At 70.0% G+C, this 23,545-nt stretch carries 22 protein-coding genes; 12 read left to right on the forward strand and 10 right to left on the reverse strand.

The features are described from left to right. Positions 1-1,536, reverse strand: a complete 1,536-nt coding sequence (locus tag ACVWW9_RS06250) for an N-6 DNA methylase (RefSeq protein WP_456514810.1) — start codon at positions 1,534-1,536, stop codon at positions 1-3. 801 nt (positions 1,537-2,337) lie between these two features. On the opposite strand from ACVWW9_RS06250, the gene ACVWW9_RS06255 reads away from it, so the two are divergent. From ACVWW9_RS06255 to ACVWW9_RS06265, 3 genes are all read left to right on the forward strand, one after another. Further along, positions 2,338-2,784 (forward strand): hypothetical protein, encoded by a 447-nt coding sequence (locus ACVWW9_RS06255; protein ID WP_456514811.1) that lies wholly within the window; start codon positions 2,338-2,340, stop codon positions 2,782-2,784. 593 nt (positions 2,785-3,377) lie between these two features. Then, on the forward strand, positions 3,378-4,742 hold the full coding sequence (locus ACVWW9_RS06260; RefSeq protein ID WP_456514812.1) for a hypothetical protein: 1,365 nt from the start codon (positions 3,378-3,380) through the stop codon (positions 4,740-4,742). 266 nt (positions 4,743-5,008) lie between these two features. Next, positions 5,009-6,280, forward strand: coding sequence for a hypothetical protein (locus tag ACVWW9_RS06265; RefSeq protein ID WP_456514813.1), 1,272 nt, complete (start codon positions 5,009-5,011; stop codon positions 6,278-6,280). 131 nt (positions 6,281-6,411) lie between these two features. Here ACVWW9_RS06265 and ACVWW9_RS06270 read toward each other — a convergent pair whose 3' ends face one another. The 3 genes from ACVWW9_RS06270 to ACVWW9_RS06280 all read right to left on the reverse strand — a co-directional run bounded on the left by ACVWW9_RS06270 (position 6,412) and on the right by ACVWW9_RS06280 (position 8,264). After that, complete coding sequence (locus ACVWW9_RS06270) at positions 6,412-6,753, reverse strand: hypothetical protein (protein ID WP_456514814.1); 342 nt, start codon at positions 6,751-6,753, stop codon at positions 6,412-6,414. A gap of 187 nt (positions 6,754-6,940) precedes the next feature. After that, on the reverse strand, positions 6,941-7,486 hold the full coding sequence (locus tag ACVWW9_RS06275) for an NYN domain-containing protein (protein WP_456514815.1): 546 nt from the start codon (positions 7,484-7,486) through the stop codon (positions 6,941-6,943). A 61-nt stretch (positions 7,487-7,547) separates the two neighbouring features. Further along, a complete protein-coding gene (locus tag ACVWW9_RS06280) occupies positions 7,548-8,264 on the reverse strand; it encodes a DUF998 domain-containing protein (protein ID WP_456514816.1) in 717 nt (238 codons plus the stop codon). A gap of 94 nt (positions 8,265-8,358) precedes the next feature. Here ACVWW9_RS06280 and ACVWW9_RS06285 point away from each other — a divergent pair, with 94 nt between their 5' ends. Then, positions 8,359-9,108 (forward strand): hypothetical protein, encoded by a 750-nt coding sequence (locus ACVWW9_RS06285; RefSeq protein WP_456514817.1) that lies wholly within the window; start codon positions 8,359-8,361, stop codon positions 9,106-9,108. A gap of 70 nt (positions 9,109-9,178) precedes the next feature. Here ACVWW9_RS06285 and ACVWW9_RS06290 read toward each other — a convergent pair whose 3' ends face one another. The 4 genes from ACVWW9_RS06290 to ACVWW9_RS06305 form a co-directional block, all read right to left on the reverse strand. Continuing rightward, the gene (locus ACVWW9_RS06290) at positions 9,179-9,961 is read right to left on the reverse strand and encodes an HpcH/HpaI aldolase family protein (protein WP_456514818.1); all 783 of its coding nucleotides are present in this window, start codon (positions 9,959-9,961) and stop codon (positions 9,179-9,181) included. Next, positions 9,954-11,291: an MFS transporter gene (locus tag ACVWW9_RS06295; protein WP_456514819.1), complete on the reverse strand. Its 1,338-nt coding sequence runs from the start codon at positions 11,289-11,291 to the stop codon at positions 9,954-9,956. Before ACVWW9_RS06295 ends, ACVWW9_RS06290 begins: the two co-directional genes overlap by 8 nt. Positions 11,292-11,334: 43 nt before the next feature. Beyond that, entirely contained in the window at positions 11,335-12,429 is a 1,095-nt protein-coding gene (locus ACVWW9_RS06300; protein WP_456514820.1) for a zinc-binding dehydrogenase, read from the reverse strand. A 156-nt stretch (positions 12,430-12,585) separates the two neighbouring features. After that, positions 12,586-13,362, reverse strand: coding sequence for an IclR family transcriptional regulator (locus ACVWW9_RS06305; RefSeq protein ID WP_456514821.1), 777 nt, complete (start codon positions 13,360-13,362; stop codon positions 12,586-12,588). Positions 13,363-13,442: 80 nt separating this feature from the next. Here ACVWW9_RS06305 and ACVWW9_RS06310 point away from each other — a divergent pair, with 80 nt between their 5' ends. From ACVWW9_RS06310 to ACVWW9_RS06345, 8 genes are all read left to right on the forward strand, one after another. After that, positions 13,443-14,906 carry an aldehyde dehydrogenase family protein gene (locus tag ACVWW9_RS06310; RefSeq protein ID WP_456514822.1) on the forward strand — a complete coding sequence of 488 codons (1,464 nt, stop codon included), beginning with the start codon at positions 13,443-13,445 and terminating at the stop codon, positions 14,904-14,906. Positions 14,907-14,989: 83 nt separating this feature from the next. Further along, positions 14,990-15,832, forward strand: coding sequence for a serine hydrolase (locus ACVWW9_RS06315; RefSeq protein WP_456514823.1), 843 nt, complete (start codon positions 14,990-14,992; stop codon positions 15,830-15,832). Between the two features lie 75 nt (positions 15,833-15,907). Continuing rightward, complete coding sequence (locus ACVWW9_RS06320; RefSeq protein WP_456514824.1) at positions 15,908-16,237, forward strand: LuxR family transcriptional regulator; 330 nt, start codon at positions 15,908-15,910, stop codon at positions 16,235-16,237. A gap of 268 nt (positions 16,238-16,505) precedes the next feature. Further along, positions 16,506-17,567: a 3-oxoacyl-ACP synthase III gene (locus ACVWW9_RS06325; RefSeq protein ID WP_456514825.1), complete on the forward strand. Its 1,062-nt coding sequence runs from the start codon at positions 16,506-16,508 to the stop codon at positions 17,565-17,567. After that, positions 17,564-20,299 carry an alpha/beta fold hydrolase gene (locus ACVWW9_RS06330; protein WP_456514826.1) on the forward strand — a complete coding sequence of 912 codons (2,736 nt, stop codon included), beginning with the start codon at positions 17,564-17,566 and terminating at the stop codon, positions 20,297-20,299. The genes ACVWW9_RS06325 and ACVWW9_RS06330 overlap by 4 nt, the downstream gene beginning before the upstream one ends. Before the next feature lie 25 nt (positions 20,300-20,324). Then, positions 20,325-21,290 carry an NAD-dependent epimerase/dehydratase family protein gene (locus ACVWW9_RS06335; protein WP_456514827.1) on the forward strand — a complete coding sequence of 322 codons (966 nt, stop codon included), beginning with the start codon at positions 20,325-20,327 and terminating at the stop codon, positions 21,288-21,290. A gap of 148 nt (positions 21,291-21,438) precedes the next feature. Then, a complete protein-coding gene (locus ACVWW9_RS06340; protein WP_456514828.1) occupies positions 21,439-22,029 on the forward strand; it encodes a hypothetical protein in 591 nt (196 codons plus the stop codon). Between the two features lie 274 nt (positions 22,030-22,303). Further along, a complete protein-coding gene (locus ACVWW9_RS06345; protein ID WP_456514829.1) occupies positions 22,304-22,486 on the forward strand; it encodes a hypothetical protein in 183 nt (60 codons plus the stop codon). A 112-nt stretch (positions 22,487-22,598) separates the two neighbouring features. Here ACVWW9_RS06345 and ACVWW9_RS06350 read toward each other — a convergent pair whose 3' ends face one another. Both ACVWW9_RS06350 and ACVWW9_RS06355 read right to left on the reverse strand, forming a co-directional pair. Continuing rightward, entirely contained in the window at positions 22,599-23,078 is a 480-nt protein-coding gene (locus ACVWW9_RS06350; RefSeq protein WP_456514830.1) for an SRPBCC family protein, read from the reverse strand. Beyond that, the gene (locus ACVWW9_RS06355; protein WP_456514831.1) at positions 23,075-23,413 is read right to left on the reverse strand and encodes an ArsR/SmtB family transcription factor; all 339 of its coding nucleotides are present in this window, start codon (positions 23,411-23,413) and stop codon (positions 23,075-23,077) included. The genes ACVWW9_RS06350 and ACVWW9_RS06355 overlap by 4 nt, the downstream gene beginning before the upstream one ends. Positions 23,414-23,545: the final 132 nt, after the last annotated feature.

Below are 23,545 nucleotides of genomic sequence, written 5' to 3' on the forward strand. Positions count from 1 at the left end.
CTACGAGTCCGATTCTAGCCCGTTCAAGGGAAACATGCTATTTGCGTACAGCAAGCGAAGGTCGTGCTTGCCGGGCATGACGACCTCGTCGAGCGCTTCCACCAAGTCTCTGGGATGCTTGACGTTCTGATTCTCGCGCCCGGCGTTTAGCTTGACGACCAGGTTCTCCTGTTCGGAGCTGCGAAGGCGAGCGGTGATCGCGGCCTTGGGAGCTACGTGTGCCGGTATCGGCGTCGACAGGAGCACCCGCCTAGGTAGGGTTACGCCTCCGTCGAGCACGCGCCACCACAAGTAAGGGAGACTTGAGTTCAGGACGATCGCCGCGCGATCGCGATCTTCCGCCGTAGCGAAATACAGAGTGGTCTTCGAACCCCGTTCTAGGACTCGATATGTCGCTGAGATGAAGTACCGCGGCGTCAAGGCGACGTCTAAGCGGAAGGGAGTCGCTGTGGAGGTGACGAAGTCCCCAAGAGTGGCCGTTTCGGCTGAAACCAGATCGTCCCAAAGGGTCGCTAAGCCGGGTCCGAGCTTCGCCCACTCGCCGTGCGGACCGATTCGGACCGGCCCCAAGAGCTGCGAGCACTGCTCGAACATATTCGCTCGGGCCGAAACTTGCCAGCGAAGGATTGGCGTAACAGTCCACTTCACGTTGTCGGGCGCGCACACAGTCACCGCGGCGCGCACGAAGTTGGTCTTCGAGGTGTTGCTGGAGCCGAACTTGTACCCCCGGAACAGCGTGTCGGGGACGTTGTCGAACACGAAGACCTGGCCGCCGCGAGCCGTGCGACGAAGGACGTCACGCACGGACTGAAACTTCGGTGCGGCAAGGTACGAGGCCGGCGTCACCGCGATGAACCCGCGCGAGCTCTTCGCTATCCGCTCCATGAAGTAGGCGAACAGATCCCGAGTCTCGGCGGTCTCGTAGCTGTGCTTCGGTTCGGCACGCGCGTACGGGGGGTTGAAGATCGCGAAGTCATGATCAGGCAGAGGCGCTTCGCTTAAGAAGTCGCGATGCACGGCGCGCGAAGCGAGAGCCCATACCGCGTCGCCATCGTCGACGTTCACGTACTCCGCGGCGATCAGCGTGACGGCGCTTTTCAGAGCGGTGGGATCGCGGTCGACAAGCACAAGCTTGTCACGCACAAATTCGCCAGGGTTAGGCCGCTCACGAGCCAGGTGCCACGACAAATTGCCGACGCCGCAGCACGGGTCGAGCCAGACACCGTCCGCGAAATCTGCCGACTGGCGAGCCATGAAGCGCGCCGCATCATCGGGAGTGAAGAACTGGCCGGAGCTTTTCCGGTCTTCGCGGCTCAACCCGGACAGCAGGGCCTCGTAACACACCCCGATTTCGCCGATCGTCAGCCCCGCGAGGACGTCCTCGCCGACATGTTCTACGCCGAGCACGCCCAGGAGCTCAGGCGCGATGTCAGGTCGTGCCGAAACGACGTGACTTGCCACAGCCGAGAGCCACCTGTGTCGAATCGCCGTCTTCGAGGTGGTCGTTCCGAGCAGGGCGGTGATGACCCGGTTCACGGTCTGCGCCGAGAAGCCGCCCCGCCGCTCGACTGCACTGATACTGACCCTCCTGTCCGTCCCTGGAGTCAGTGTCACCAGAGCAAGTCCCTCCGTTTGGCCGCAAGCTCATCGACGCTAGCATGATGCACGGTCTGCGCCTTCTTCGACGGAACGCAATCCGTAGCGGCGGTTATCCGCCGCGGCTGGTGGCCGTCACAGATCTGTAAGGGTCTCCGCCGCTCTGTTGCAGCCATACCGGATGCCGCGGCTGGTTCACGAACATTCGCCGTGCTCGACGTAAGTCGGCGCAACCGGTCGGCCTGAGACCGTCTCAACTGCGTGCACGATTCGCGCGGCGATCCTCCGAGTCCTACGTCCGACCGCCGTGACGTGCGGTTCCACGGACTCCGCGCGCGTTGATGTGGCGCTGGTCAATGTTCACCAGGCGGTAGGTATCGACCTAGACGACGAGACTCTCGAAGCGGCGCACGCGGTCGCGCGCGCATCCAGCGAGCACGACGAGGATGGTCACTTCGCCGGGTTCGCGCTAACCGCACGCGCTGCGCCGGACTGGCGCCCGGCACCGCAGTCTGGAGCGAGCTGCAGGCGAGCGGCTGGTGCGCCAGCGAGCGCCGCACCTCCGACATCACGTGCAGACGGTCGGCGACGCCTTGGTGTACCTCCAAGGGCGTCAGACGACGGCAAGTGTGCCTGGTGCAGTGGACCGCGTGCGGCCCTCATCGTGGGAAGCGCGGTCGCGGGCGACGCGTGGCCATGAGCGCTTGTCGCCAATTCCGGTGGGACGACGACGATGAGCACGTGGATGAAGACGGCAGTGACGGACCCAATCCCGAAACGCGCCGCGCGGGCGCTTCTCGATCGTCGGCGACAGCAGCGACTATTTTCGAAGCCACCCGCCGCCGCTTTGATCGACCGGATCGAGAACAGCTGCGGTGGATTGGGCCCGATCAAGGTGCCCGCGGCACCGGCCGCGCAGCGCTCGTCTGGCCCGCCGTCAACGTCGCCGCCATGACGTGCCTCATCGGCACGATTTTCGTGATCGGCGTGAGGCTCGAGAATGTGATCAGGTGGCTCGCGGCTGGAACGCTGCACGACGATGCACGGCTCATCACCGCGGGGATGCTCATCTACTCGGGCGACGCTGAGCTGGCGACGGCGCGCGTGACGCTAATCGCCATCGACGGCTTCGCCCTGACCGCCTTGCCGCTCCGCTCGCACTCGGGCACGCGCTTGGCGGCCCCGTGACATCCGATCGAGGACGGGGGACCGTCCGCGAGATCCAGCCTGAGCGGGTGATGGGGCAAGCTCGCCTACTCAAGGTGTCAATCGCGAAGGTTGACGCCATGGGCTTCGCGAGTTTCCAAGAGCAGATGCAGGCAGGCGGTGAAAAGATCATCGCCCTCGCCCACATGGGCCGAGATGCCATCGGGTGCGTTGCTCATGCTGCAGCACCCCGCCGCTCGAGGTCCTCAAGGCGCTGAGCACAAGTCGCGGAGACGCGCCGGGTCTGGACACGCTCACCGGGGACCCCTAAACCGCATGTCAGCCGAGTCGGAGATAGGCGACCGACATTCCAGGCGCAGGGACGCTTGCTCGGCGCGAGCGGACCCCTATCGAGAACCTGCGCTGGCTCGGTACGTGCCGGGAAGACATGCGAGCTAGCTGCGCTGCTCCTGCGGCTGACATGCTCGACGCGTCGCCGCTGCGAGCGGTTGCTCACTCTTGAAGCCGGGTAGATGTCCTCCCATGCCGGCCCATGTCGTAGCAGTCGGCGCTTTTCACCCGAAGCCGAACCGAGTAGGTTGACGTGACCACACTTCTCACGTTCAGGAGAGCGGATGTCAGGCGAGCGCGTCTATGCAGTGGACTTGGGGTGCGTGGCCCCTCTCGCGCCGGTTTCACTCGCAACCGCGGGACTGCGGGAGCGACAGGACCTTCAGGAATGGGTGCTCGCTCGCCCGGAAATTCTCGGCGCGGACGTCATGGTGGTGACATTCGAATTCGATCGCTGGCAAGACGCCCGCGGAGATAGGCAACGCGATCGGCTAGACGTCCTTGGATTGGACACTGGTGGTCGCTTGGTCCTTGCCGAACTGAAGCGCGATGCAGCCCCTGACACCGTTGAGATGCAAGCCATCAAATACGCAGCGATGGCGTCACGATTCACAGAGGAAGAACTCGTCCGCTATCACGCCAGATTCCTAAGCAGCCGGGCGGAGTCTCTGGTCTCCGAGGAAGCAGCGCGTGCTCTCATCCAAGAGCATGCCGGCGAGCTCGATCTTGAAGTGCTCCGTCAGCCGCGAATCGTGCTGGTTGCCGGCTCGTTCTCGCCAACGACGAGTGCCACAGTCGTGTGGTTGAACGAGATGGGCCTAGACATCACCATTCAACGACTCCAGGCGTATCAACATGGCGCGACAGTCATCGTGACCGTGTCGCAGGTCTTTCCTGTTGCCGACGTCGAAGAGTTCACGGTCTCGCCGTTGCGGGCAGAGGTCAAGCAAGCGCAGTCTCGCCGCAGTGGAAGCCGAGAAGCGTCCACGGTCGTCAGGCTCGTTAGGGCAAAGACCTTGAACGATGGGACCCGACTGACGCTCAGGCCGACGACCGACGTCGATGCCGACGCTCGTGAAGCGATTCAAGACTGGCTCGACGCAGATCCACGCCGGGCCCGCGCAACATGGAGCAACGACGTCCGGCAGCCGCTGCGCTGGGAGTACACCGGTGAGAGTTACAGGCCGGGCAAGATCGTCGCCATGGTGCTGCAAGAGGCTGTAGGCATCGAGCGCTCGATGCGGGGCCCGAAGTGGTGGGCCACTGAGGACGGCCGTACTTTGCCGGAACACGCAGCCTCTATTGCTTTGAGTGCCTTTGACTGGAGCGAGCTTCACGCCGTGCTCCACAGTCTGCCGGAGTCGCGGTGGACGACCTACGGCGACTTGGCTCAGCTAGTCGGGACAGCGGCACAGCCCCTGGGGCAGCACTTCATGAGTTGTCCAGGCTGCGTACACCTGTGGCGAGTGCTCGACGTCAACGGACAGGTTCGCCCCGGCTTTCGATGGAGCGATCCCTTGGAGACGCGGACGCAGAGAGGCGCCCTCGAGGGGGAAGGTATTCGCTTCATTGGAGAGCGCGCCGACGCCGCGAGTCGACTGTCCAAGGATGAGCTGGAGTCGCTTCGAGCGAGTGCTGCTGGCGACTAGCTCACCTAGCGGTGGCTCGTCAAGGAGACGGATACCGGAGTGGTCCGAGCCGTGACGGAGCGAACAGATGGAGCCGCAGGAAGTGGAGGGCGCCGGGCCGCCATGGAAAGTTGCGCATCGAAGCCCCGTCCTACTCTCGGTCGGAGTGGACTTCGATGTTGCCGTAAGCCGCCCGTACGCCTGCGAGCCAAGACCCTGCAGGGCTGTGCTGCGCCGATGTCGTTGAACGTGCGACGGATGTCACAGGAGTCGGCCACAATCAACACATGAGTGAAGATCACTGGTCGGTCGCGGTCATCGAGAGCGACGACGGCATCCTGCTGCTCGGCGACGAGGCTGCGCTGACCCACTTCGAGACACAGGCTGGACTCGACACGCGACGGCTTACACAGCAGTCGCTGTCGCTTGCGGGCAAGGCGCTGGGAATCGTCGGCGAGGTGCAAGCGAACAGCGGGCGTTGGATCAAGATGACGAAGGAGTCGGCCGAGCTCGTGAAGAAGCACGGTCCGGCACTAAGCAAGGCAGACAAGCTCATGACCGGCGTCGTCCGCGGCAAGGGTGGGCAGATTGTCAAGCATCTCAAGTTCGAGCAGGCGGCGCTCCTGACACCGGCAGCCCCGATGGCGCTTGCCTCCATGATGACGCAGGCGTCGCTCGAGGCAGCCTTGGACGACATCCAGGCATACCTTGAGGTGATCGACGCGAAGCTCGACCGCTTGCTCAAGCAGCGCAAGATCGAGACACTGGGGCAGATCGGCGGCGTCAGCTTTGCGATCGAGGAGGCGAAAAGCATCTACGAGGCGACAGGCGCCGTGTCTGCGGTGACGTGGTCGAAGGTGCAGTCGAACTCACTCGCGCTACAGACGATGCAGGCTGAGTCGATCGCTCAGCTCAGCGCCCTCGCGGAACTGGTCAAGGAGCGAGCGGTGGACACCGATCGGGTAGCCGCTGTGCTGAAGGAGGTCAGTGGTGACGTCTCGTTCTGGCTCGGCGTGCTCGCCCGCACTATCGCACTGCAGGATCGGCAGTACGTCCTCGAACTGGCGCGCGTCGCAGAGTCGGAAGCGGCGCAGCTCGAGCAGCATCGCGACGGCGTCAGGGTCGCGCGTCTCATGCGGACGAATCGCATCGTGCAGAGCCTTGACGCCATCAACAGCTCCGTGCGCGCTTCCTCGGAGCTGACGAACCTGAAGCGAGTCGCGAATCCGTTCAGCGCTCAATGGCTTGCTGAGCGGGCCAACAACTTGAACGAGGCGGTAACTGAGTTCGCTCGTCACGCAGAGCTCACGCTCACAGAGGTCGAACGGCTGGACCAGACGGCATGGCGGCGCGCTGCGCGTGAGCTTGCCGTTGAGACGACAGACCAGGTCGGCTCGTTCGGCAGCGACGTAGCAGCTCGGGCGAAGGCTCTCGGATCCGGCCTCCAGGAGCGAGGCGATGAGGCGGTGCTGCGCCTAGCGATGCGCGTTCAGGAACGACGCGACGCGAAGCGGCGCGGTCAAGAGCCGCCAGCGCTCGACCCAATGCCGGCTGAATAGGTTCCCGCAAGCATGAAGGTCATTCGGACCTTCATGCAGACGCTGATAGAACGCGACCGCCATCGGAGTCCACGCAACAGGAACGGGACCCGGGCCGAAGCCCGAGCCGCATTCGTCGATCAAGCGGGGCGTCAGCCCTGCGACGCCTGCATCTCCTCGAGCTGCAGCTCGAGGCGGTCACGGTGCTCGCGGATGAGGTCGAGGCTGCTCTGGGCGATGCCCGCACGGGTCTCGAGGTCGGCGTAGTCGGCCTGGACCGCGGCGAGCTCGGCGCGGACCGTGGTCAGCTCCGACTGCGCGCTCGCGGCGGAGGAAGCGGCGATGCCCGTGCCGAGCGCGCCGAGCAGGGCGACGACGACGAGCGCGACGATCCACGGCCAGGGGCGGCTGGTGCGGGCCGGCTTCACGGCGGTCGACATCGACGTCGGCTCCTCGGTCGGCGTGGTGGCTTCGGTGGCATGAGTGGTGCTCATGGGGTGCTCCCTGGGGCGTGGGCGCGGAGCGGATGCGGGCGCGGCACACCGCACGCGCATCGCACAGCGGCGTGGATGTGAGGTGATGCGGCGCCTCACGGATCGCGCGAGCGCCAACGCTCCAGTATCGCACCGTCACGACCGCGCGAGACACGGGCGTCGCGCCGGTTGCCCCGTACCGCGCAGCCTAGATGAACTGCAGCGGGTCGAACTCGTCGATCGGGATGACCCGCACGCGCGGGAGTCGGCTGTTGAAGGCTGCGACGTCGTACTCGAGGTCGAAGAACTCGACGCCGTCGACGTCGCGCAACCCTCCGGCCATGAACTCGCCGAAGCCGAGGATGCCGACGCGAGCGTCCCGATCGGCCAGTCGCGCCATGTGCGGCGCGAAGTCGCGGTCGTGGCTGACGAGCATGACGTCGGCCTCGCGCTCGACCAGCGCATCCGCCGTGCGCTGGATGGCGATGTCGACGACCTTGCCCTCGCCTCGCAGCGGCACGGGCGTGTAGCCCATCGCGATGAGCGCCTGCACGAACGGGGTCGGCAGCTCGCCGGGCACGGCGAGGAAGAACAGGCCCTTCACCGGCTGCTGCCACGCCTGCTCGGCGAACGACAGCACCTTGTTCCAGCGCGGCCGCTCCTGCGGCTCCGGCCGGCGGTTCAGCACCGAGATCCCGAGCGTCGCATCGATGTTCTCGCCGTCGACGAGGAGATAGGTGGTGCGCTCGGTCATGGGGCGACCCTATCGCCGCAACTTGACGGCAAAGGTCGCTGCTCGTCAAGCGCGTCCGGGGTCACCGGTGCATCGACGTCACGCCGTCTCGCGTCGGCGCGACGTGCGCCTCCCATCCCTCAGCCTTCCTCGTGAGCAGCACGGTGCCCGTGATGAGCTGCCATGCGGTGACCGCGTAGACGGCGATCCGCTCCCAGACGCCGTCCGGCAGCAGGTCGACGCTCGTCGTCCCGGAGTCGACCTGCAGCATGGCGAGCCCGAAGAGCCCGATCACGCCGAGCGCGATGCTGGCGAGCGCGTAGGGCGATCGCGGACACTCGCGGACGACGCCGAAGCCGACCGCGATCGCCACGACGTTCCCGCTGATGATCGCCATCCCTGCACCGAGCACGTGGAAGATCGCGGACCCGTCGTCGTCGCTCGCCTGGCTGCCGTGCACGATGCCGACGAGCGAGATGCCGATCGCGTAGACGATGGCGAGTGCGACGAGCAGTCGGCTGAGCTTGGTCGCGCACACGCGGAGAGCGAAGCACGCCGCCGCGAGGAAGAGCGCGCCCTGCACCACGAAACCGACGTTCATCACCAGGTGCAGCGGGGAGTCGATGGCTCGGCCCTGGTACTCGCCGACCTCGGGGATGCCGAGGTCACTGATGTAGTTGGTCGCGTAGGAGTAGCCGCTGAAGGCGGCGGCGGTCACGGCCTCCGTGATGAGGTGCACGAGTGCGCTGAGCATCCAGAGCACCCCGGCAGCGATCGAGGAACGGCGTCGGATGGTCACGCTGCCATCATCGCGGCATGCGGCAGCGAGTCTCCGCCAGCGGCCCGCCTACGATCGACTGGAGTGGCCGGTCACGTCGAGAGGGAGCCGCAGCATGCGCGCAGCACACACCAGGCGGATGCTCGGGGCCGCGACGGTTGCCACCGTCACGCTCGGCGGGCTCACCGCCTGCTTCATCCCGTCACCCCCGCCCGTGCCGCAGGCGCCGAACACCGACCCGGTCGTGCCCGGCACGAGCGGCGCCGCCGACGTGCGCGAGGGCTTCATCGCCGCGGGCGGCACGACGGAGATCGAGCTCGACGTCGCTGATCGCTCCGCGGTCGTGCTCGGGGCGGCGTCGACCGACGGTGAGGACCTCACCATGCGGCTGGTCGGCGGGAACGCTGACTTCGAGAACGATGACGGCGCCAGCGAGCTCGACGACTTCGCGTTCGAGATGCGCTCGCGCGACCCCCTCATCGGTGCGGTGCTGGAGCCCGGCTCGTACACGATCGAGCTCGGCGAGTACAGCGGGGACCGCACCGGTTTCCAGCTGCAGGTGCTGACGGGCTCGACGGTGGTGGGTGTCGGCGAGAGCGCCTCGCTGGAGGTCGCACCGGGTGCGCCGGCCGTGTTCATCGCGCGCGTGACGACGGGTCAGGAGTCGATCCGCGCGGAGGCCGACTTCGACTCGGTCCTTTGGGGACGGTCCAGCGCCGATGCATCGAGCCTGATGGACGACGACTCCGGCGGAGATTCCAATCCGCTGATCACGCTCAACGGCACGGTCGACGGGGACCTCGTGATGGTCGCGGCGGCGTACGACCGTGACGAGGGCGGGATGGTGCTGGTCAGCGTGGAGTGACGGGTGGTCTCGATACGCGGCCGGCTTCGCCGGCTGCTACTCGACCAGCAGGTGAGGCGGCCCAACGGGGTCAGTAGGCGCGGTCGCCGGTCGTCTGCGTTCCGCGGGCCGTGCTGAGCTGCAGCGCCATGTCGGCGCGGAGCGACGAGACGTCGGTCGCTGCCGTGATGAGGGTGAAGCCCTGCTCCGCGCGACGTCGGGCTTGCGCTCCGTCGGCGCAGTGCACGCCGGCGATCTTGCCGCGGGCGGATGCCGCGGCGACGATGCGCTCGAGCTGGGCATCGAGCCGCGGCAGGATCGCATCCTCGAACGGCACCTGAGCGCCGAGCGCGAGCGAGAGGTCGTAGGGACCGACGTAGACCCCGTCGATGCCCTCGACGTCGAGGATCGCGTCGAGCGCCTCGAGCCCGGGCAGCGTCTCGATCATCGCCAGCACCACGACGGCCTCGTCCGTCTCACTCGGCGTCGCGCCGAAGTGGGGGCCGAGCCGCATCGGACCGTACGAGCGGATGCCGCCCGATGTCGGGTAGCGCGCAGCCGCTGCCGCCGCGCGGGCCTCGTCCGCGGAGTTCACGAGCGGCACGATGACCCCGCGCGCACCCGCGTCGAGGACGCGTCCGATCTCCGCAGCGTCATTCGACGAGACGCGCGCGATGGGCGTCGCATCCGTCGCGCCGATCGCGAGCAGCGCGGCGAGCTGCGCCGAGTAGCCGAGCAGCCCGTGCTGGCCATCGACGCACACGTAGTCGAAGCCGGCGCGCGCGACCTGCTCGGTCGCGACGGGCGAGTCGAGCGTGATCCAGGCGCCCACGAGGGGCGCCTGGATCCGCTTGCCGTACAGCTGCTCAGACATCCAGCTCTTCGTTGTGACGCGTCTTGACGAGGGCCACGGAGCCTGCGCCGATGACGGCGCAGAACACCACGAAGACCGCGACCGGGACCCAGCTGCCCGAGAAGGCGGCGAGCAGCGCCGTGGCGATGAGCGGGGCGGGGCCGCCGACGATCGCCGCACCGAGCTGGTAGCCGAGCGAGGCTCCGGTGTACCGGATCTCGGGCGCGAAGTTCTCGGCCAGGACGGTGCCGATGAGCGAGCCGTAGGTCGGCCAGATGACGGCGAACGACACGATGATCGCGATGCCGGCGAGCGCGACGTTGCCGCTGCTCAGCATGGCCAGGTACGGGAAGATGAAGATCGCCACGGCGATCGACCCGCCGATGAACACCTTCTTGCGGCCGATGCGGTCGGAGAGCCCGCCGTAGAACAGCATCCCGCCGATGCCGATGATCGAGCCGACTAGCAGGAATCCGAGGATCGTGCCGAAGTCGTAGCCGAAGCTGACGGCGAAGCCGATCGAGAACGTCGCGAAGATGAAGAACGTGCTCGTCTCGACGAACTTCGCGCCGGTCGACAGCAGCACCTCGCGCCAGTACGTGCGCAGCACGGTCGCGATCGGCAGCTTCTGGGTGGTGCCGGATGCGCGGACCTTGCGGAACGACGGGGTCTCGTCGATGCGGCTGCGGATCCACAGGCCCACCACGAGCAGCACGCCCGACAGCAGGAACGGGATGCGCCAGCCGAAGGACTCGAACGCCTCTTCCGGGAAGACGGCGCGCGCCGCGATCGTGACGATGTTGCCGAGCGCGAGGCCGGCGAGCGCGCCGATCTGCGGCACGGCGCCGTAGAAGCCGCGACGGTTGCGCGGGGCGTACTCGACCGCGAGGAGCAGGCCGCCGCCCCACTCGCCACCGAGCGCCAGGCCCTGCACGAGGCGGAGCAGCGTCAGCAGGATGGGCGCCGCGACGCCGATCGCCGCGTAGTTCGGCAGCACGCCCATGAGCATCGTCGCGACGCCCATGAGCGTGAGCGTGATGACCAGCGTCTTCTTGCGGCCGATGCGGTCGCCGATGTGGCTGAAGATGACGCCGCCGATCGGGCGGACCACGAACGCGAGCGCGAACGACGCGAACGTCAGCATCGAGCTGACGAGCGGGTCTTCGCTGGGGAAGAAGTGCACGTTGAAAATGGCGGTCGCCATCGTCCCGTACAGGAAGTAGTCGTACCACTCGATGGTGGAGCCCACCGCGCTGCCCCAGAGGGCACGACGGCGGTCAGAGGCCGAGACCTCGATGGCGGGCTGCGGTGCAGGGGTCGTGGCGTTGGGGTCGCCGGTCGTGACGGTCATGCTTCTCCTTTGAGCGATGATGCCGAGCGTTGCAAGGGGTGGGTCAGGGGATGAGGATGGGGCGGCCGATCGCCTCGGTGCGCAGGTGCTCGAGCGCCTCGTTCGCCTCCGAGAGGGGGAACGAGCGGTCGAGCAGCTGGTCGAGGGGCAGGCGGCCGGCGCGGTAGAGCCGCAGGATCTCGGGCAGCTGCAGCGGGGTGTTCGACGAGCCGTAGAGGGCTCCGACCACCTGTCGGTCGCCCTGCACGAGCAGATTGATGGGGATCGACAGCTCTTCGCCCACCGAGCCGAGCCCGACGATCACCTCGGTGCCGCCCGGTCGCAGGGCGTCGAAGCCGGCGCGGATCGTGGTGGGCCGGCCGATGGCCTCGAGCACGTAGTGCGCGCCGCTGCCGGTGATGTCGAGCACTCGCGCGGCGAAGTCCTCGCTGCGCGAGTCGATGGTGTGCGTCGCACCGAGCTGGCGCGCCTTCTCGAGGCGCGCGGGCACGACGTCCGACACGATGATCTGCGCAGCGCCGACGAGCTCGGCGGCGATCACCGCGGAGAGCCCGACGCCGCCGGCGCCGATGATGGCGACGCTCTTGCCCGCCAGGTCCGGCATCCGGTTCAGCACGGTGCCCATGCCGGTGATGACGGCGCAGCCCACGATCGCCGCGATCTCGGAGGGGATGTCGTTGTCGATCTTGATGACCGACTCCTGCGAAACGACGGCGCGCTCGGCGAAGCAGGCGTCGCCCATGAGGTGGTGCACGCGCTCGCCGTCCTTGCTCAGTCGCGTGCCACCGCGCAGCAGCCCGTTCGTCTGGCCGTGAATGCGGCCGAGCGTGCACTGGGCGGGGCGGCCCGCGAGGCAGAACTCGCACTCGCCGCACCGGGGGCGCCACATCAGCACGACCTTGTCGCCGACGGCGACCGAGGTCACGCCCTCGCCCGTCGCCTCGACGATGCCCGCGCCTTCGTGACCGAGGACGATGGGGGTGCGGGCCGCGAGGCCGCCGTTGACGTAGTGCAGGTCGCTGTGGCAGACGCCGGTCGCCTCGATGCGCACGAGCAGCTCACCGGGGCCGGGGCTGTCGAGCTCGAGGTCCTCGAGCACCAGCGGGCTGCCCGACTCGTACATCACCATCGCCTGCATGCTGGCGCCTCCCGGCCGTGGGTCCGAGCGCTTCGGCGACCTGTGGGGCGTCTCTGCCCACGGCGCTGGCGGCGCGACGCCCAAGAGCGGGCGACGGGGGAGACGCTAGGCGCCCAGCACAAACCGGTGACAACTCGCGATCCGCTGAACGGAACGCTAGAGGCCGCTGAACACCGATGTTGCGCGGATGCGCCGGTTGAGCCCGAGGGCGGCGATCTTGACCGCCGCGACGTACTGGAGGATGTCCACGCGGCCCGCGGGGCCGGAGGCCGAGATGGCTGCGATCGGGGTGCCGTCCGCGCGCAGGATGGGGCACGCGACGCACGTGAGCCCTCGGTGAGACTCCTCGACCTCGTGCGCGAATCCCTGTGACCGCACCTGTGCCAGGTGGCGCAGCAGTGCGTCCGGATCGGTGATCGTGCCCGGGCCGAGCTGGACGAGGTCGTTGGCGAGCGTCAGGTCGACGACCTCCTGCGACGAGTGCGCCAGCACCGCCTTCCCTCCAGCGGTGGCGTACGCCGGAACTCGGCCCCCGACGCGCGAAGGGATCACGAGGTCGGGGTCCCGGCCGCGCAGGATCTCGACGTAGACCTGGTCGGTGCCCTTGAGCACGCTGAGCTGAATCGTCATGCCGGTGGCCTGCCGGAGGTCCGCCATGGCCGCGAGCGCGAGCTGCCGCAGCTCCTTCGAGCGCTGCGCGAGCTCGCCCAGCTCGAAGAGGCGGATGCCGACGCGCACGCCGCGCTCCGCCGGCTCGAGGAAGTCCTCGGCGATCAGCTCGGCGACGATGCGCGACGTCACCGACTTGGCGAGCCCGGCGCGGCGCGCGATCTCGTTGACGCCCAGCACCGGCTGGTCGGCGCTGAAAGCGCTCAGCACGGCCGATACACGGCCGATCATGCCCTTCGGGCTGTTCCGCTCATCGGATCGCACGTAGCCACTGTACGGGGTCGCGCAGTTTCAATGGAGGAAGTGCGGCATCGCTGCCGCCCGCCGACTACGAGGAGCCATCCATGAACGTCACCGCCTCCGCCGCGCTCACGACGACGGACGAGGACATCTCGCGCGTCGCTGCGGCCTCGACCGCGTGGGCAGCGTTGCCCCTCGCCGACCGTTCGCGCATCATGCGCGCTATCGCCGACGGGCTCGATGCGGCTGCCGACGAGCTGATCGGCGTCGCCGAGGAGGAGACGCGGCTCACGCGACCCCGCCTCACCGGCGAGCTGAAGCGCACCACCTTCCAGCTCCGCCTCTTCGCCGACGTCGTCGACGCCGGCACGTTCCTCGACGTGCGGATCGACCGGCCGGATGCCGAGTGGCCGATGGGCGCGCCCCGCCCCGACCTCCGACGCATGCTGGTGCCGATCGGGCCGGTGCTCGTGTTCTCGGCGAGCAACTTCCCGTTCGCGTTCTCCGTCGCGGGCGGCGACACGGCTGCAGCGCTCGCGGCGGGCAACGCGGTCGTCGTGAAGGCCCACTCGGGGCACCCGAGGCTGTCGGACGCGACAGCGGCGGTCATCGCCGGCGCCGTGCACGACGCGGGCGGTCCCGCCGACCTGCTGCGCGTCATCCACGGCACCGAGCGAGGCGTCGAGGCGCTGCGCCACCCGCTCATCAAGGCCGCCTCCTTCACGGGCTCGATCTCGGGTGGCCGTGCGCTGTTCGACATCGCGAACGCGCGGCCGGTGCCGATCCCCTTCTACGGAGAGCTCGGAAGCGTGAACCCCGCCTTCGTCGCGCCGGGCGCATCCGCGAGCCGTCCGAGCGAGATCGCGGAGGCGTACCTCGCCTCGATCGGCGGCAGTCAGGGGCAGCTCTGCACCAAGCCCGGCCTGCTGTTCGTGCCCGAGGGCTCGGAGATCCTGGCGGGCCTCGGTGCCGCGAGCGTGCCTGCACCGGCACCGCTGCTGAACGATCGCATCCAGGACGGATACGTCTCCGCGCTGGGCGCCATGCAGCAGCGGGACGACGTGATCACCCTGCAAGAGGGCGAGGGCAGCCTCGCCGATCCGCCGCAGCTCGCGCTGCTGCAGACGACGCTCGAGTCGGTGCTCGCCGACCCCGGGGGCCTGATCTCGGAGATCTTCGGCCCGGCTGGCATCGTCGTGACGTACGCGGACCCGGATCGCCTGGTCGAGCTGGCTGGCCTGCTCGACGGGCAGCTGACGGCCACGGTGATCGCAGACGACGACGCCCGAGCCGACGTCGACCTGGCTCGCGCGCTGCTGCCGCAGCTCACGGAGAAGGCCGGACGCGTGCTCTGGAACCAGTGGCCCACCGGTGTCTCGGTGACGCACGCGCAGCAGCACGGCGGACCGTACCCGGCGACGACTGCGCCCACGACAACGGCGGTCGGCACCGCATCGATCGGTCGCTTCCTGCGCCCGGTCGCCTATCAGAACGTGCCCGAGGCGCTGCTGCCGGAGCCGCTGCAGGACGCGAACCCGCTCGGCGTGCCGCAGCAGATCGACGGCTGAGGCAGGCGGCGGGCGAGCGGGTCGGCGCCGTCTACCCGTTCGCCCGCCATCCGCGGCCGAGCAGCAGCCGCCATGATCGGACCATGAGCACTTGGTTCGGTCGCCGATATGGAGGAACGAGCGCACCCACGACGCCTGCGCTCCTGCTCACGGAGCGCGCGCACTGGGGGCTCGCGCTCGGCCGCGCCGGTGCCGGGGAGCTGAGCGTCGAGAGAGACGTCGGCGAGGAGCTGCGCGTCGCGTCGATCGCGAAGCTGCTGCTGCTTGCGGCGACCGCGCACGCCATCGAGGCGGGAGAGCTGGACCCTGCTCACCCGCTGGACCGGCGCTCCGTCGGTGCTGTGGGGGACAGCGGCATCTGGCAGCACCTCGACCAGCAGACGCTCTCGGTGCACGACGCCGCGACCCTCGTCGGCATGGCGAGCGACAACCTCGCGACGAACGTGCTCATCGAGTCGATCGGACTCGACCGAGTGCGGTCGACGGCCGTCGAGCTCGGCGTCCGCGAGGTCTACCTGCACGACATCGTGCGTGATCACCGCGGCCCCGAGCATCCGCGCACGCTCGGCTCGGCGACGGCCCGGGGACTGTTCGACCTGTTTGGCGGCATCGCTGCGGGGACGCTGGGTGATGCCCGGATCAGCGCGCGGATGCGCGGCTGGCTTTCGAAGTCGCTCGATCTCAGCATGGTCGCCTCGGCGCTGCGGCTGGACCCGCTCGCGCATTGCGATGGCGCGGGAGGCGTGCGCGTTGTGAACAAGACGGGGACCGATGCAGGGGTGCGGGCGGACGCGGGGTTCGTCGAGACTCCCTCGGGGACCGTCGTGTACTGCGCGATCGCGAACTGGAACGGGGATGCGTCGGTGACCGCTGAGGCCATGGATGGGATGCGGAGCGTGGGCGAGGCGGTGCTCCGCTCGGTGTGACGCAGCATCGGTCAGCGACGCCGCACCCAGCGCTTCCCCCTCGACCGGCGACCAGCTGACGGCCATGCTGAGGGCATGGAGACCGCGTACCTGCCTGACCTCGCCGACGAGCTGCTCGGCATCGCCCGGAAGGCGACCAGTGGCCGCGCCGCGCGCTCGACCCGCTCCGGCCGCGCGCTGTCGCTCCGGCAGACCGTGCTCGCGCTCACCGAGGGGCACGGCATCGAGGAGCACGAGACCAACGGCGAGGAGACGCTGCAGGTGCTCGTGGGACGGGTGCGGCTGCGGTCGGGGAGCGAGGCGGTCGAGCTCGGGGTCGGCGAGGTGGTCGACGTGCCGGATGCTCGGCACGCGGTGGATGCGCTGACGGATGCCGCGGTGCTGCTGACGGTGGCGGTGCGGTAGCGGTGGTCTCGATACGCGGCCGGCTTCGCCGGCTGCTACTCGACCAGCGGGGTGGTGGGTGGTCTCGATACGCGGCCGGCTTCGCCGGCTGCTACTCGACCAGCAGGAGCGGGGTGGTCTCGATACGCGGCCGGCTTCGCCTGCTACTCGACCGGCGTGGGGAGGCCGGCTGCTGCTCGACCAGCGCGGAAAGAGCGCCGGGGGAAGCGTCAGGAAGGCGTACCCCGACGACCAGTTTCGACATAGGTCCGCTCGCTACGATTCAGCAATGCGTCAATCGCTCGCCTCGGCTCTCGACGAAGCCCCCGCCCCGGGCAACGCCACCACGCGGTTCAGCAACGTGGCCCTCCTCTCCGTCGCGAGCGCGCTGCCCAGCCGAGTGACCACATCCGCAGACATCGAGGACCGCCTGGCGGCTGCCCTCTCGCGCCTCAAGCTGCGCGGCGGACTGCTCAAGCGCGTCGCCGGCGTGCTCGAGCGCCGCAACTGGGGCGAGGGCGAGTCCGCCGACGCGGCGACCGTCCAGGCCGGCGAGCGCGCGCTCGCCGAGGCCGGCGTCCGGGCCTCCGACGTGGGCCTCCTCATCAACACGAGCGTCACGCGCAAGCACCTCGAGCCGTCGGTCGCCGTGCGACTCCACCACGAGCTCGGCCTCCCCACCTCGGCCGTCAACTTCGACGTCGCCAACGCCTGCCTCGGCTTCGTCAACGGCATGAGCCTCGCCGCCGGCATGATCGAGTCGGGCCAGATCCGCTACGCGATCGTCGTCAACGGCGAGGACGCCGACGACATCCAGGTCAACACCATCGACCGGCTGCTCGGCGCCGACATCGACCGCGACGACTTCCTCAGCGAGTTCGCCACCCTCACGCTCGGCTCCGGCTCGGCGGCCGCCGTGCTCGGCCGCGCCGACGAGCACCCCGAGGGCCACCGCATCCTCGGCGGCGTGACTCGCGCGGCCACCCAGTGGCACGACCTCTGCGTCGGCAGCGCCGAGGGCATGTACACGAACGCGAAGGCGCTGCTGAAGGGCGGCCTCGACCTCGTCGTCTCCGCCTGGAAGGAGGCGGCACCGGAGTGGAAGTGGTCCGAGATGGACCGCTACATCACCCACCAGGTCTCCTCCGTGCACACCAACGCGATCGTCAAGGCGGCAAAGCTCGACCCCGAGCGCGTGCCCACGACCTTCCCGAAGTACGGCAACGTCGGTCCCGCCTCCATCCCAATCACCCTCGCCGAGGAGCAGGCGACGCTCCGCCAGGGCGATCGCGTGCTGCTCATGGGCGTCGGCTCGGGCCTCAACACGGCCATGCTGGAGCTGGCCTGGTGACCCAGGCGGCCTCGCTGCCCCCGCACGACCTGCCCGGCCTCGACCCGCGCTTCAGCCGCATCGTCGGCGTGCGCGGCCGCGGCCTCGACGAGGGCGTCACCCGCGAGTGGCACTGCCTCGACACCGCGGATGCCCTGGCCGAGACCGGCGCGCACGTCGCCGGCACGATCCTCGCCGTGCACGGCAACCCCACCTGGTCGTACCTGTGGCGGTCGATCGCGGCGGAGTCGGTGCAGGCGGCCGTCGCGGGACAGCCCGCCTGGCGCGTGGTCGCCGTCGACCAGCTCGAGATGGGCTTCTCGGAGCGCACGGTCCTGTCCAGCGGGCCCGGGCTGTACCGACCGCTCGCGCAGCGCGTGGCCGACCTCGCCGCCTTCACGGATGCGCTCGGCCTCGACGGCCCCGTCGTCACCCTCGGACACGACTGGGGCGGGGTCGTCTCGCTCGGCTGGGCGGTGGACCACCCCGAGCAGCTCGCCGCCGTCGCGCTGCTCAACACCGCCGTGCATCACCCGGAGGGCGTGCCGATCCCGGCGCCGCTCCGGCTCGCGCGCGCTCGCGGCGTGCTCTCGGCGGCGACCGTCGCAACGACGGGCTTCCTCGACACCACGCTCACGCTCGCATCGCCGCCGCTGCCCGCCGACGTGAAGGCCGCGTACCGCGCGCCCTACCGCTCGGCCGACCGCCGTGGCGGCATCGGGGGCTTCGTCGCCGACATCCCAGTCGACGCGCAGCACGAGAGCTTCGCCGAGCTCGAGCGAATCAATACGGGCGTCGCGCGGCTCGAGGTGCCGGCGCTGCTGCTGTGGGGACCGAAGGACCCGGTCTTCACCGACCGCTACCTCGACGACCTCGTCGACCGGCTGCCGCACGCCGACGTGCACCGCTTCGAGGGAGCGAGCCACCTCGTCGCTGAGGAGCGGCCGTATGGGGCGACGGTGCTCGAGTGGCTCCGCCCGTTGGTCGAGGAGCAGCCGCAGGCCGCGTCTCGAGACCAGGCCGGCGACGGTGGTCTCGACTCGGGCGGCGCGCTGAGCGCGCCGTCCGGCTCGACCGGCAGCGAGGGCTCGACCGTCAGTGAGGACCACGTGCCGCTCTGGCGCGGGCTCGACGAGCGCGCGGACGACGACGACGTCGCCATCATCGACATGGCCGGCGGCGGCGAGCCGCGCCGCGTCAGCTGGCGCCAGCTCGAGACCCAGACGAGCCGCATCGCCGCCGGCCTGCACGCGATGGGCGTCCAGCGGGGCGACCGCGTCTCGCTGCTCCTGCAGCCCGGCCCGACGCTCACCGCCGTGCTCTACGCATCCCTGCGCATCGGCGCCGTCGTCGTCGTCGCCGACGCAGGCCTCGGCGTGAAGGGCCTCACCCGCGCCGTGCGCGGCTCGTGGCCCGACGTCATCATCGGCGAGCGCCTCGGCCTCACCGCAGCGCGCGCGCTCGGCTGGCCGGGCCTCCGCATCTCCGCCGAGCGCCTGCCGCGCATCGCGGCGACCGCGCTCGGCGTCGCGTGCAGCCTGCGCGACGTCGTCGCCTTGGGCAAGGAGTCAGACCTCCCTGCCGAGCCCGGTCCCGCCGACGACGCCGCGATCCTCTTCACCTCCGGCTCCACCGGCCCCGCGAAGGGCGTCGTCTACACGCACGGCCAGCTGAGCGCGCTGCGCGACGTGCTCGCCGCGCACCTCGACATCACGCCCGACAGCGGACTCGTCACCGGCTTCGCGCCGTTCGCGCTGCTCGGCCCCGCGCTCGGCACCCGCTCGGCGACGCCCGACATGGACGTCTCCTCGCCCCGCACGCTGACGGCGAGCGCGGTCGCGGCCGCGGTGCGAGCCTCCGACGCCGGCATCGTCTTCCTCTCGCCCGCAGCCATCCTCAACGTCGTCGCGACCGCGGATGCGCTCACGGCGGCCGACCAGGCGGCCCTCATGCGCGTGCGGGCGTTCCTCTCGGCCGGCGCCCCGATCGGCGCGTCCCTTCTGCAGGCGGTCGCGAAGCTCATGCCGAACGCGACCCCGCACACGCCCTACGGCATGACGGAGTGCCTCCTCGTCACCGACGTCACGCTCGACGAGCTGCTCGTCGCAGCGGACGCACCCGACGCCGGCGTCTGCGTCGGCGCGCCGATCGGCAGCAACCGCGTGCTCATCAGCGCGCTCGACGCCGACGGCCGAGCCACCGGCGCGCCCAGCGCCGAGCCGGGCGTGCTGGGCGAGATCGTCATCTCGGCGCCGCACCTCAAGAGCCACTACGACCGCCTGCACCTCACCGACCGCGCGGCCACGCGCGAGACTGAGTCGCTCGCCGCCGACGGGAGCCGCTGGCACCGCACCGGCGACGTCGGCCACCTCGACGCCGAGGGTCGCGTGTGGGTCGAGGGCCGCATCCAGCACGTGGTCGTCACCGCCGACGGCCCGATCGCGCCGGTCGAGGCGGAGCAGGCGATCGAGGCGGTGGATGCCGTGCGCCGCGCGGCCGTCGTCGGCATCGGCCCGCACCGGCTGCGTCAGGTGGTCGCGGTCGTCGAGACCGTGCCCGCCAGTCGGCGGCCCGCGCTCGCCGACCCCGAGCTGACCGCCGCCGTGCGCGCGAGCACCCAGCAGCCGCTGGCCGCCGTGCTCGTCGTGCCGCAGCTGCCGACCGACGTGCGCCACAACTCCAAGATCGACCGCTCGCGGCTCTCCGCGTGGGCCGAGCGCACCCTCGCCGGCGAGACGGTCAGCGCGCCGTGAGGCCCAGCGTCGTGAGGACTGCGCGATGATCGTGCTCGCCACCGGCGCCTCCGGCTTCCTCGGCCGCGCGGTCGCCGCCGAGCTCGTCGCCGCTGGCCACGACGTGCGCACGCTGCAGCGACGGCCGTCCGGAGTGGCCGGCGCGACGGATGCGCTCGGCTCGATCACCGATCCGGCCCACGTCGCGCGCGCGATGGAGGGCGTCGAGGGCGTCGTCCACCTCGCGGCGAAGGTCTCGCTCGCCGGCGACCCGGGCGAGTTCCGCACGGTCAACGTCGAGGGCACGGGCACGCTGCTCGACGCGGCCGAGCGCGCCGGGGTGACCCGCTTCGTGCAGGTGTCGTCGCCGTCGGTGGCGCACGCCGGCGCGTCGCTCACCGGCGTGGGCGCGGAACCGGCCTCACCCGAGCACGCGCGCGGCGACTACGCCCGCACGAAGGCCGAGGCCGAGCTGCTCGCCCTCGCGCGCGACGGTGCGGCGATGCACGTCGTCGCCGTGCGGCCACACATCGTCTGGGGACCCGGCGACACGCAGCTCATCGAGCGCATCGTCGACCGCGCGCGCCGCGGCCGCCTGCCGCTGCTGAACGGCGGCACGGCGCTCATCGACACGACCTACGTCGACAACGCGGCGACCGGCATCGTCGCTGCGCTGCACCGGGCGGATGCGGCGCACGGCAACGCCTACGTCATCACGAACGGCGAGCCCCGCCCCGTCGCCGACCTGCTGGCCGGCATCTGCCTCGCCGCCGGGGTGCGCCCGCCGCGCGTCAGCGTGCCGGCGTCGCTCGGCCGCGCCGCGGGCTCGCTCGTCGAGCGCATCTGGGCGATCCAGCCCGGCGCCGACGAGCCGCCGATGACGCGCTTCCTCGCCGAGCAGCTCTCGACCGCGCACTGGTTCGATCAGCGCGACACCCGCCGGGACCTCGACTGGGCGCCGACCGTCTCGCTCGACGAGGGCCTCCGCCGCCTGGCCGCGCACTACGCCTGAGCCCCTGCTCCTCACCAGACGAGGAGGCCCGGCGGAGGGCACGGGTCGAGGACGACGCGTCGTCAGCTCGCCGCAGGTCTTGCGCTCGTAGCGCGCCGGCGTGCAGCGGTGCAGGCGATTCGCAGGCCGCGAGACCTAGCGTCAGCGCATGAGCTTCCCGCCGCCGCAGGGCCAACCGGTCGCGTGGCCTCCCGCTGCTGCGCGCCCCGCACGTCCGCCGCTGCCCGACGTCGAGCGCCGTCGCCTCCTCCGGGTGGGCGCTGCGAGCGGCGCGCTGCTGGGCGCCGGCACCGGGCTCTGCGGCGTCATGCTGCTCTTCTGGCTGCTCATCCTCGGCATGTCCGCGGTCTTCGCGCCGCTCGTCATCGCGTACGACCAGGGCGACCCGCTGCAGGAGGGGATCGCCGCCGTCATCACGCCGCTCACCGTGGCGGTACTCGCGGTCGGCGCCGTGCTGTGCCTGCTCGCGATCGCGCTCAGCTGGTCGCTGCTGCGCCGGTGGGGCGGTGGGCGAGCGCTCGGCGTCACGGCCGCAGCCGCTGCGATCGCCGCGGTGCCGGTGCACGTGACGAACCTCGTGATCGTCGTGCTGTCGTTCGTGCTGCAGCCCGAGCTCGACGAGGCGACCGGGATCGCGGTCGTCGCGCTCGTGGCGGCCGTCGTCGGGGTCGGCGTCGGTGCGGCATCCGGCGCGGGCGCCTGGCGGTGGATGGGCGGGGCTCTGCGGCCGCGTCGCTGACGACGGCGCCGCGAGCCGCCCTGCAACTCGCGGACATGCCACGAGCGGAGGTGGTGCCCGGCCATTCCTGGCCGGACCACGCACGCTCGTGACCGACCACCGCGTCGGTCGTCGGGCCGCTAGGCCGGCGCGGGCTGCAGCACCGCGCGCCTCCGAGCGGCTGGCACGAACGCCCGCAGCGCTAGCAGCCCGGCGACCGCGCAGCCCGCCACGACCACGTGCGCGACCGCGAGCGCCGCGGCGCTCGCAGCACTCCAGGTCGACGGCGAGCGGCATGGCGGGGATGGAGCCGATCGCGAGCACCGGCGCCACGACCAGCGCAGCGGGCACCACCCAGCGCCACCACCTGGAGAGCACCGCCGCGACGGTCATGCCCATCAGCAGCGGCAGCGCCGTGAAGCCGCTGATCGTGAGCGGGTCGACGTGCGCCGGCCCTGCCGCGCTCGTGAAGCGGTAGGTGCCCCCGGCTGCCGCGCCGATCGCGTAGACCAGGAGGTTGAGCACGATCGCGACGGCCACAGTGCCGATCACGATCGCCGCGCGTCGGCCACGCGCGGCTGAGGCGGTGCTCATGGCCGACCTGCGCCCTGCCGCTCGAGGAACGCCTGGATGCGGTCGAACGCACCCAGCCACACCTCGCCGACGAAGAAGTCGCGCACCTCGGGCACCGGGAAGCCGCTCTGCACCACGCGCATCCGGGTGGCATCGCCCTCCGGCTCGAAGGTGACGGTCACGCGTGTCGTCATGGTCGTGCCGTCGGGGCTCGAGCCGCTCGACTCCGTCACGAGCCGGTGGGGACGATCGATCTCGAGGAACGTCTGCACCTCCCGGAACAGCGTCGACGCATCCGGCCCCCAGACGGCGACCTGCTGGCCGCCCACCCGGAGGTCGGTGGTGATCTCGACGATCCCGGGCTGCTCGTCGAGGATCGAGAACCAGATCCGCTGCTGCTCGGGGTCGGTGTAGGCGTCGAAGACCTCCTCGCACGTCGCCGGCAGCAACCGGTCGACGCGCAGCTCGAGTCCCGCGTCCTCTGTCGTCTCGCTCATCGCTCTGCTCCATTCCGCATCGTGAAGTAGGCATCCAGGCCGTCGAGCCGACGCTCCCAGAGCCGCTGGTAGAAGCCGATCCATGCCATGGCGTCGTCCAATCGCTCGCCACCCAGTCGGCATTGCCGGGTGCGCCCGACCTTCTCGGTGGTCACGAGCCCGGCATCCTCGAGCAGGCGCACGTGCTTCGCCATGCCCGTGACGGTGATGCCCGCGGGTGCCGCGAGCTCCCCGATGCTCGCCGAGCCGTCGCGGCCCAGGCGCTCGAGGATGTCCCTGCGCGTCGGGTCTGCCAGTGCGGCGAACGCTCGATCCAGGACGTCAGAGTGAACCATGCGGCTCAGTGTTGCATACTGAACCAATGGGTGCAACGACCGCGTTCGACCAGGCGGGTCGCAGCGACCGCGGGTCGCCCCGCACGCCCGACGAAGCGACTCCTTCCGGCCACGTGCTGGACGCCGTACGCT

It is taken from the genome of Agrococcus sp. UYP33 (assembly GCF_054060915.1).

Bases quoted from the DNA above. Each gene is read 5' to 3' on its own strand.
- ACVWW9_RS06260 (WP_456514812.1), top strand. From the start codon at position 3,378: ATGTCAGGCGAGCGCGTCTATGCAGTGGACTTGGGGTGCGTGGCCCCT.
- ACVWW9_RS06265 (WP_456514813.1), top strand. From the start codon at position 5,009: ATGAGTGAAGATCACTGGTCGGTCGCGGTCATCGAGAGCGACGACGGC.
- ACVWW9_RS06270 (WP_456514814.1), bottom strand. From the start codon at position 6,753: ATGAGCACCACTCATGCCACCGAAGCCACCACGCCGACCGAGGAGCCG.
- ACVWW9_RS06275 (WP_456514815.1), bottom strand. From the start codon at position 7,486: ATGACCGAGCGCACCACCTATCTCCTCGTCGACGGCGAGAACATCGAT.
- ACVWW9_RS06285 (WP_456514817.1), top strand. From the start codon at position 8,359: ATGCGCGCAGCACACACCAGGCGGATGCTCGGGGCCGCGACGGTTGCC.
- ACVWW9_RS06290 (WP_456514818.1), bottom strand. From the start codon at position 9,961: ATGTCTGAGCAGCTGTACGGCAAGCGGATCCAGGCGCCCCTCGTGGGC.
- ACVWW9_RS06295 (WP_456514819.1), bottom strand. From the start codon at position 11,291: ATGACCGTCACGACCGGCGACCCCAACGCCACGACCCCTGCACCGCAG.
- ACVWW9_RS06300 (WP_456514820.1), bottom strand. From the start codon at position 12,429: ATGCAGGCGATGGTGATGTACGAGTCGGGCAGCCCGCTGGTGCTCGAG.
- ACVWW9_RS06310 (WP_456514822.1), top strand. From the start codon at position 13,443: ATGAACGTCACCGCCTCCGCCGCGCTCACGACGACGGACGAGGACATC.
- ACVWW9_RS06315 (WP_456514823.1), top strand. From the start codon at position 14,990: ATGAGCACTTGGTTCGGTCGCCGATATGGAGGAACGAGCGCACCCACG.
- ACVWW9_RS06320 (WP_456514824.1), top strand. From the start codon at position 15,908: ATGGAGACCGCGTACCTGCCTGACCTCGCCGACGAGCTGCTCGGCATC.
- ACVWW9_RS06325 (WP_456514825.1), top strand. From the start codon at position 16,506: ATGCGTCAATCGCTCGCCTCGGCTCTCGACGAAGCCCCCGCCCCGGGC.
- ACVWW9_RS06335 (WP_456514827.1), top strand. From the start codon at position 20,325: ATGATCGTGCTCGCCACCGGCGCCTCCGGCTTCCTCGGCCGCGCGGTC.
- ACVWW9_RS06340 (WP_456514828.1), top strand. From the start codon at position 21,439: ATGAGCTTCCCGCCGCCGCAGGGCCAACCGGTCGCGTGGCCTCCCGCT.
- ACVWW9_RS06345 (WP_456514829.1), top strand. From the start codon at position 22,304: ATGGCGGGGATGGAGCCGATCGCGAGCACCGGCGCCACGACCAGCGCA.
- ACVWW9_RS06350 (WP_456514830.1), bottom strand. From the start codon at position 23,078: ATGAGCGAGACGACAGAGGACGCGGGACTCGAGCTGCGCGTCGACCGG.
- ACVWW9_RS06355 (WP_456514831.1), bottom strand. From the start codon at position 23,413: ATGGTTCACTCTGACGTCCTGGATCGAGCGTTCGCCGCACTGGCAGAC.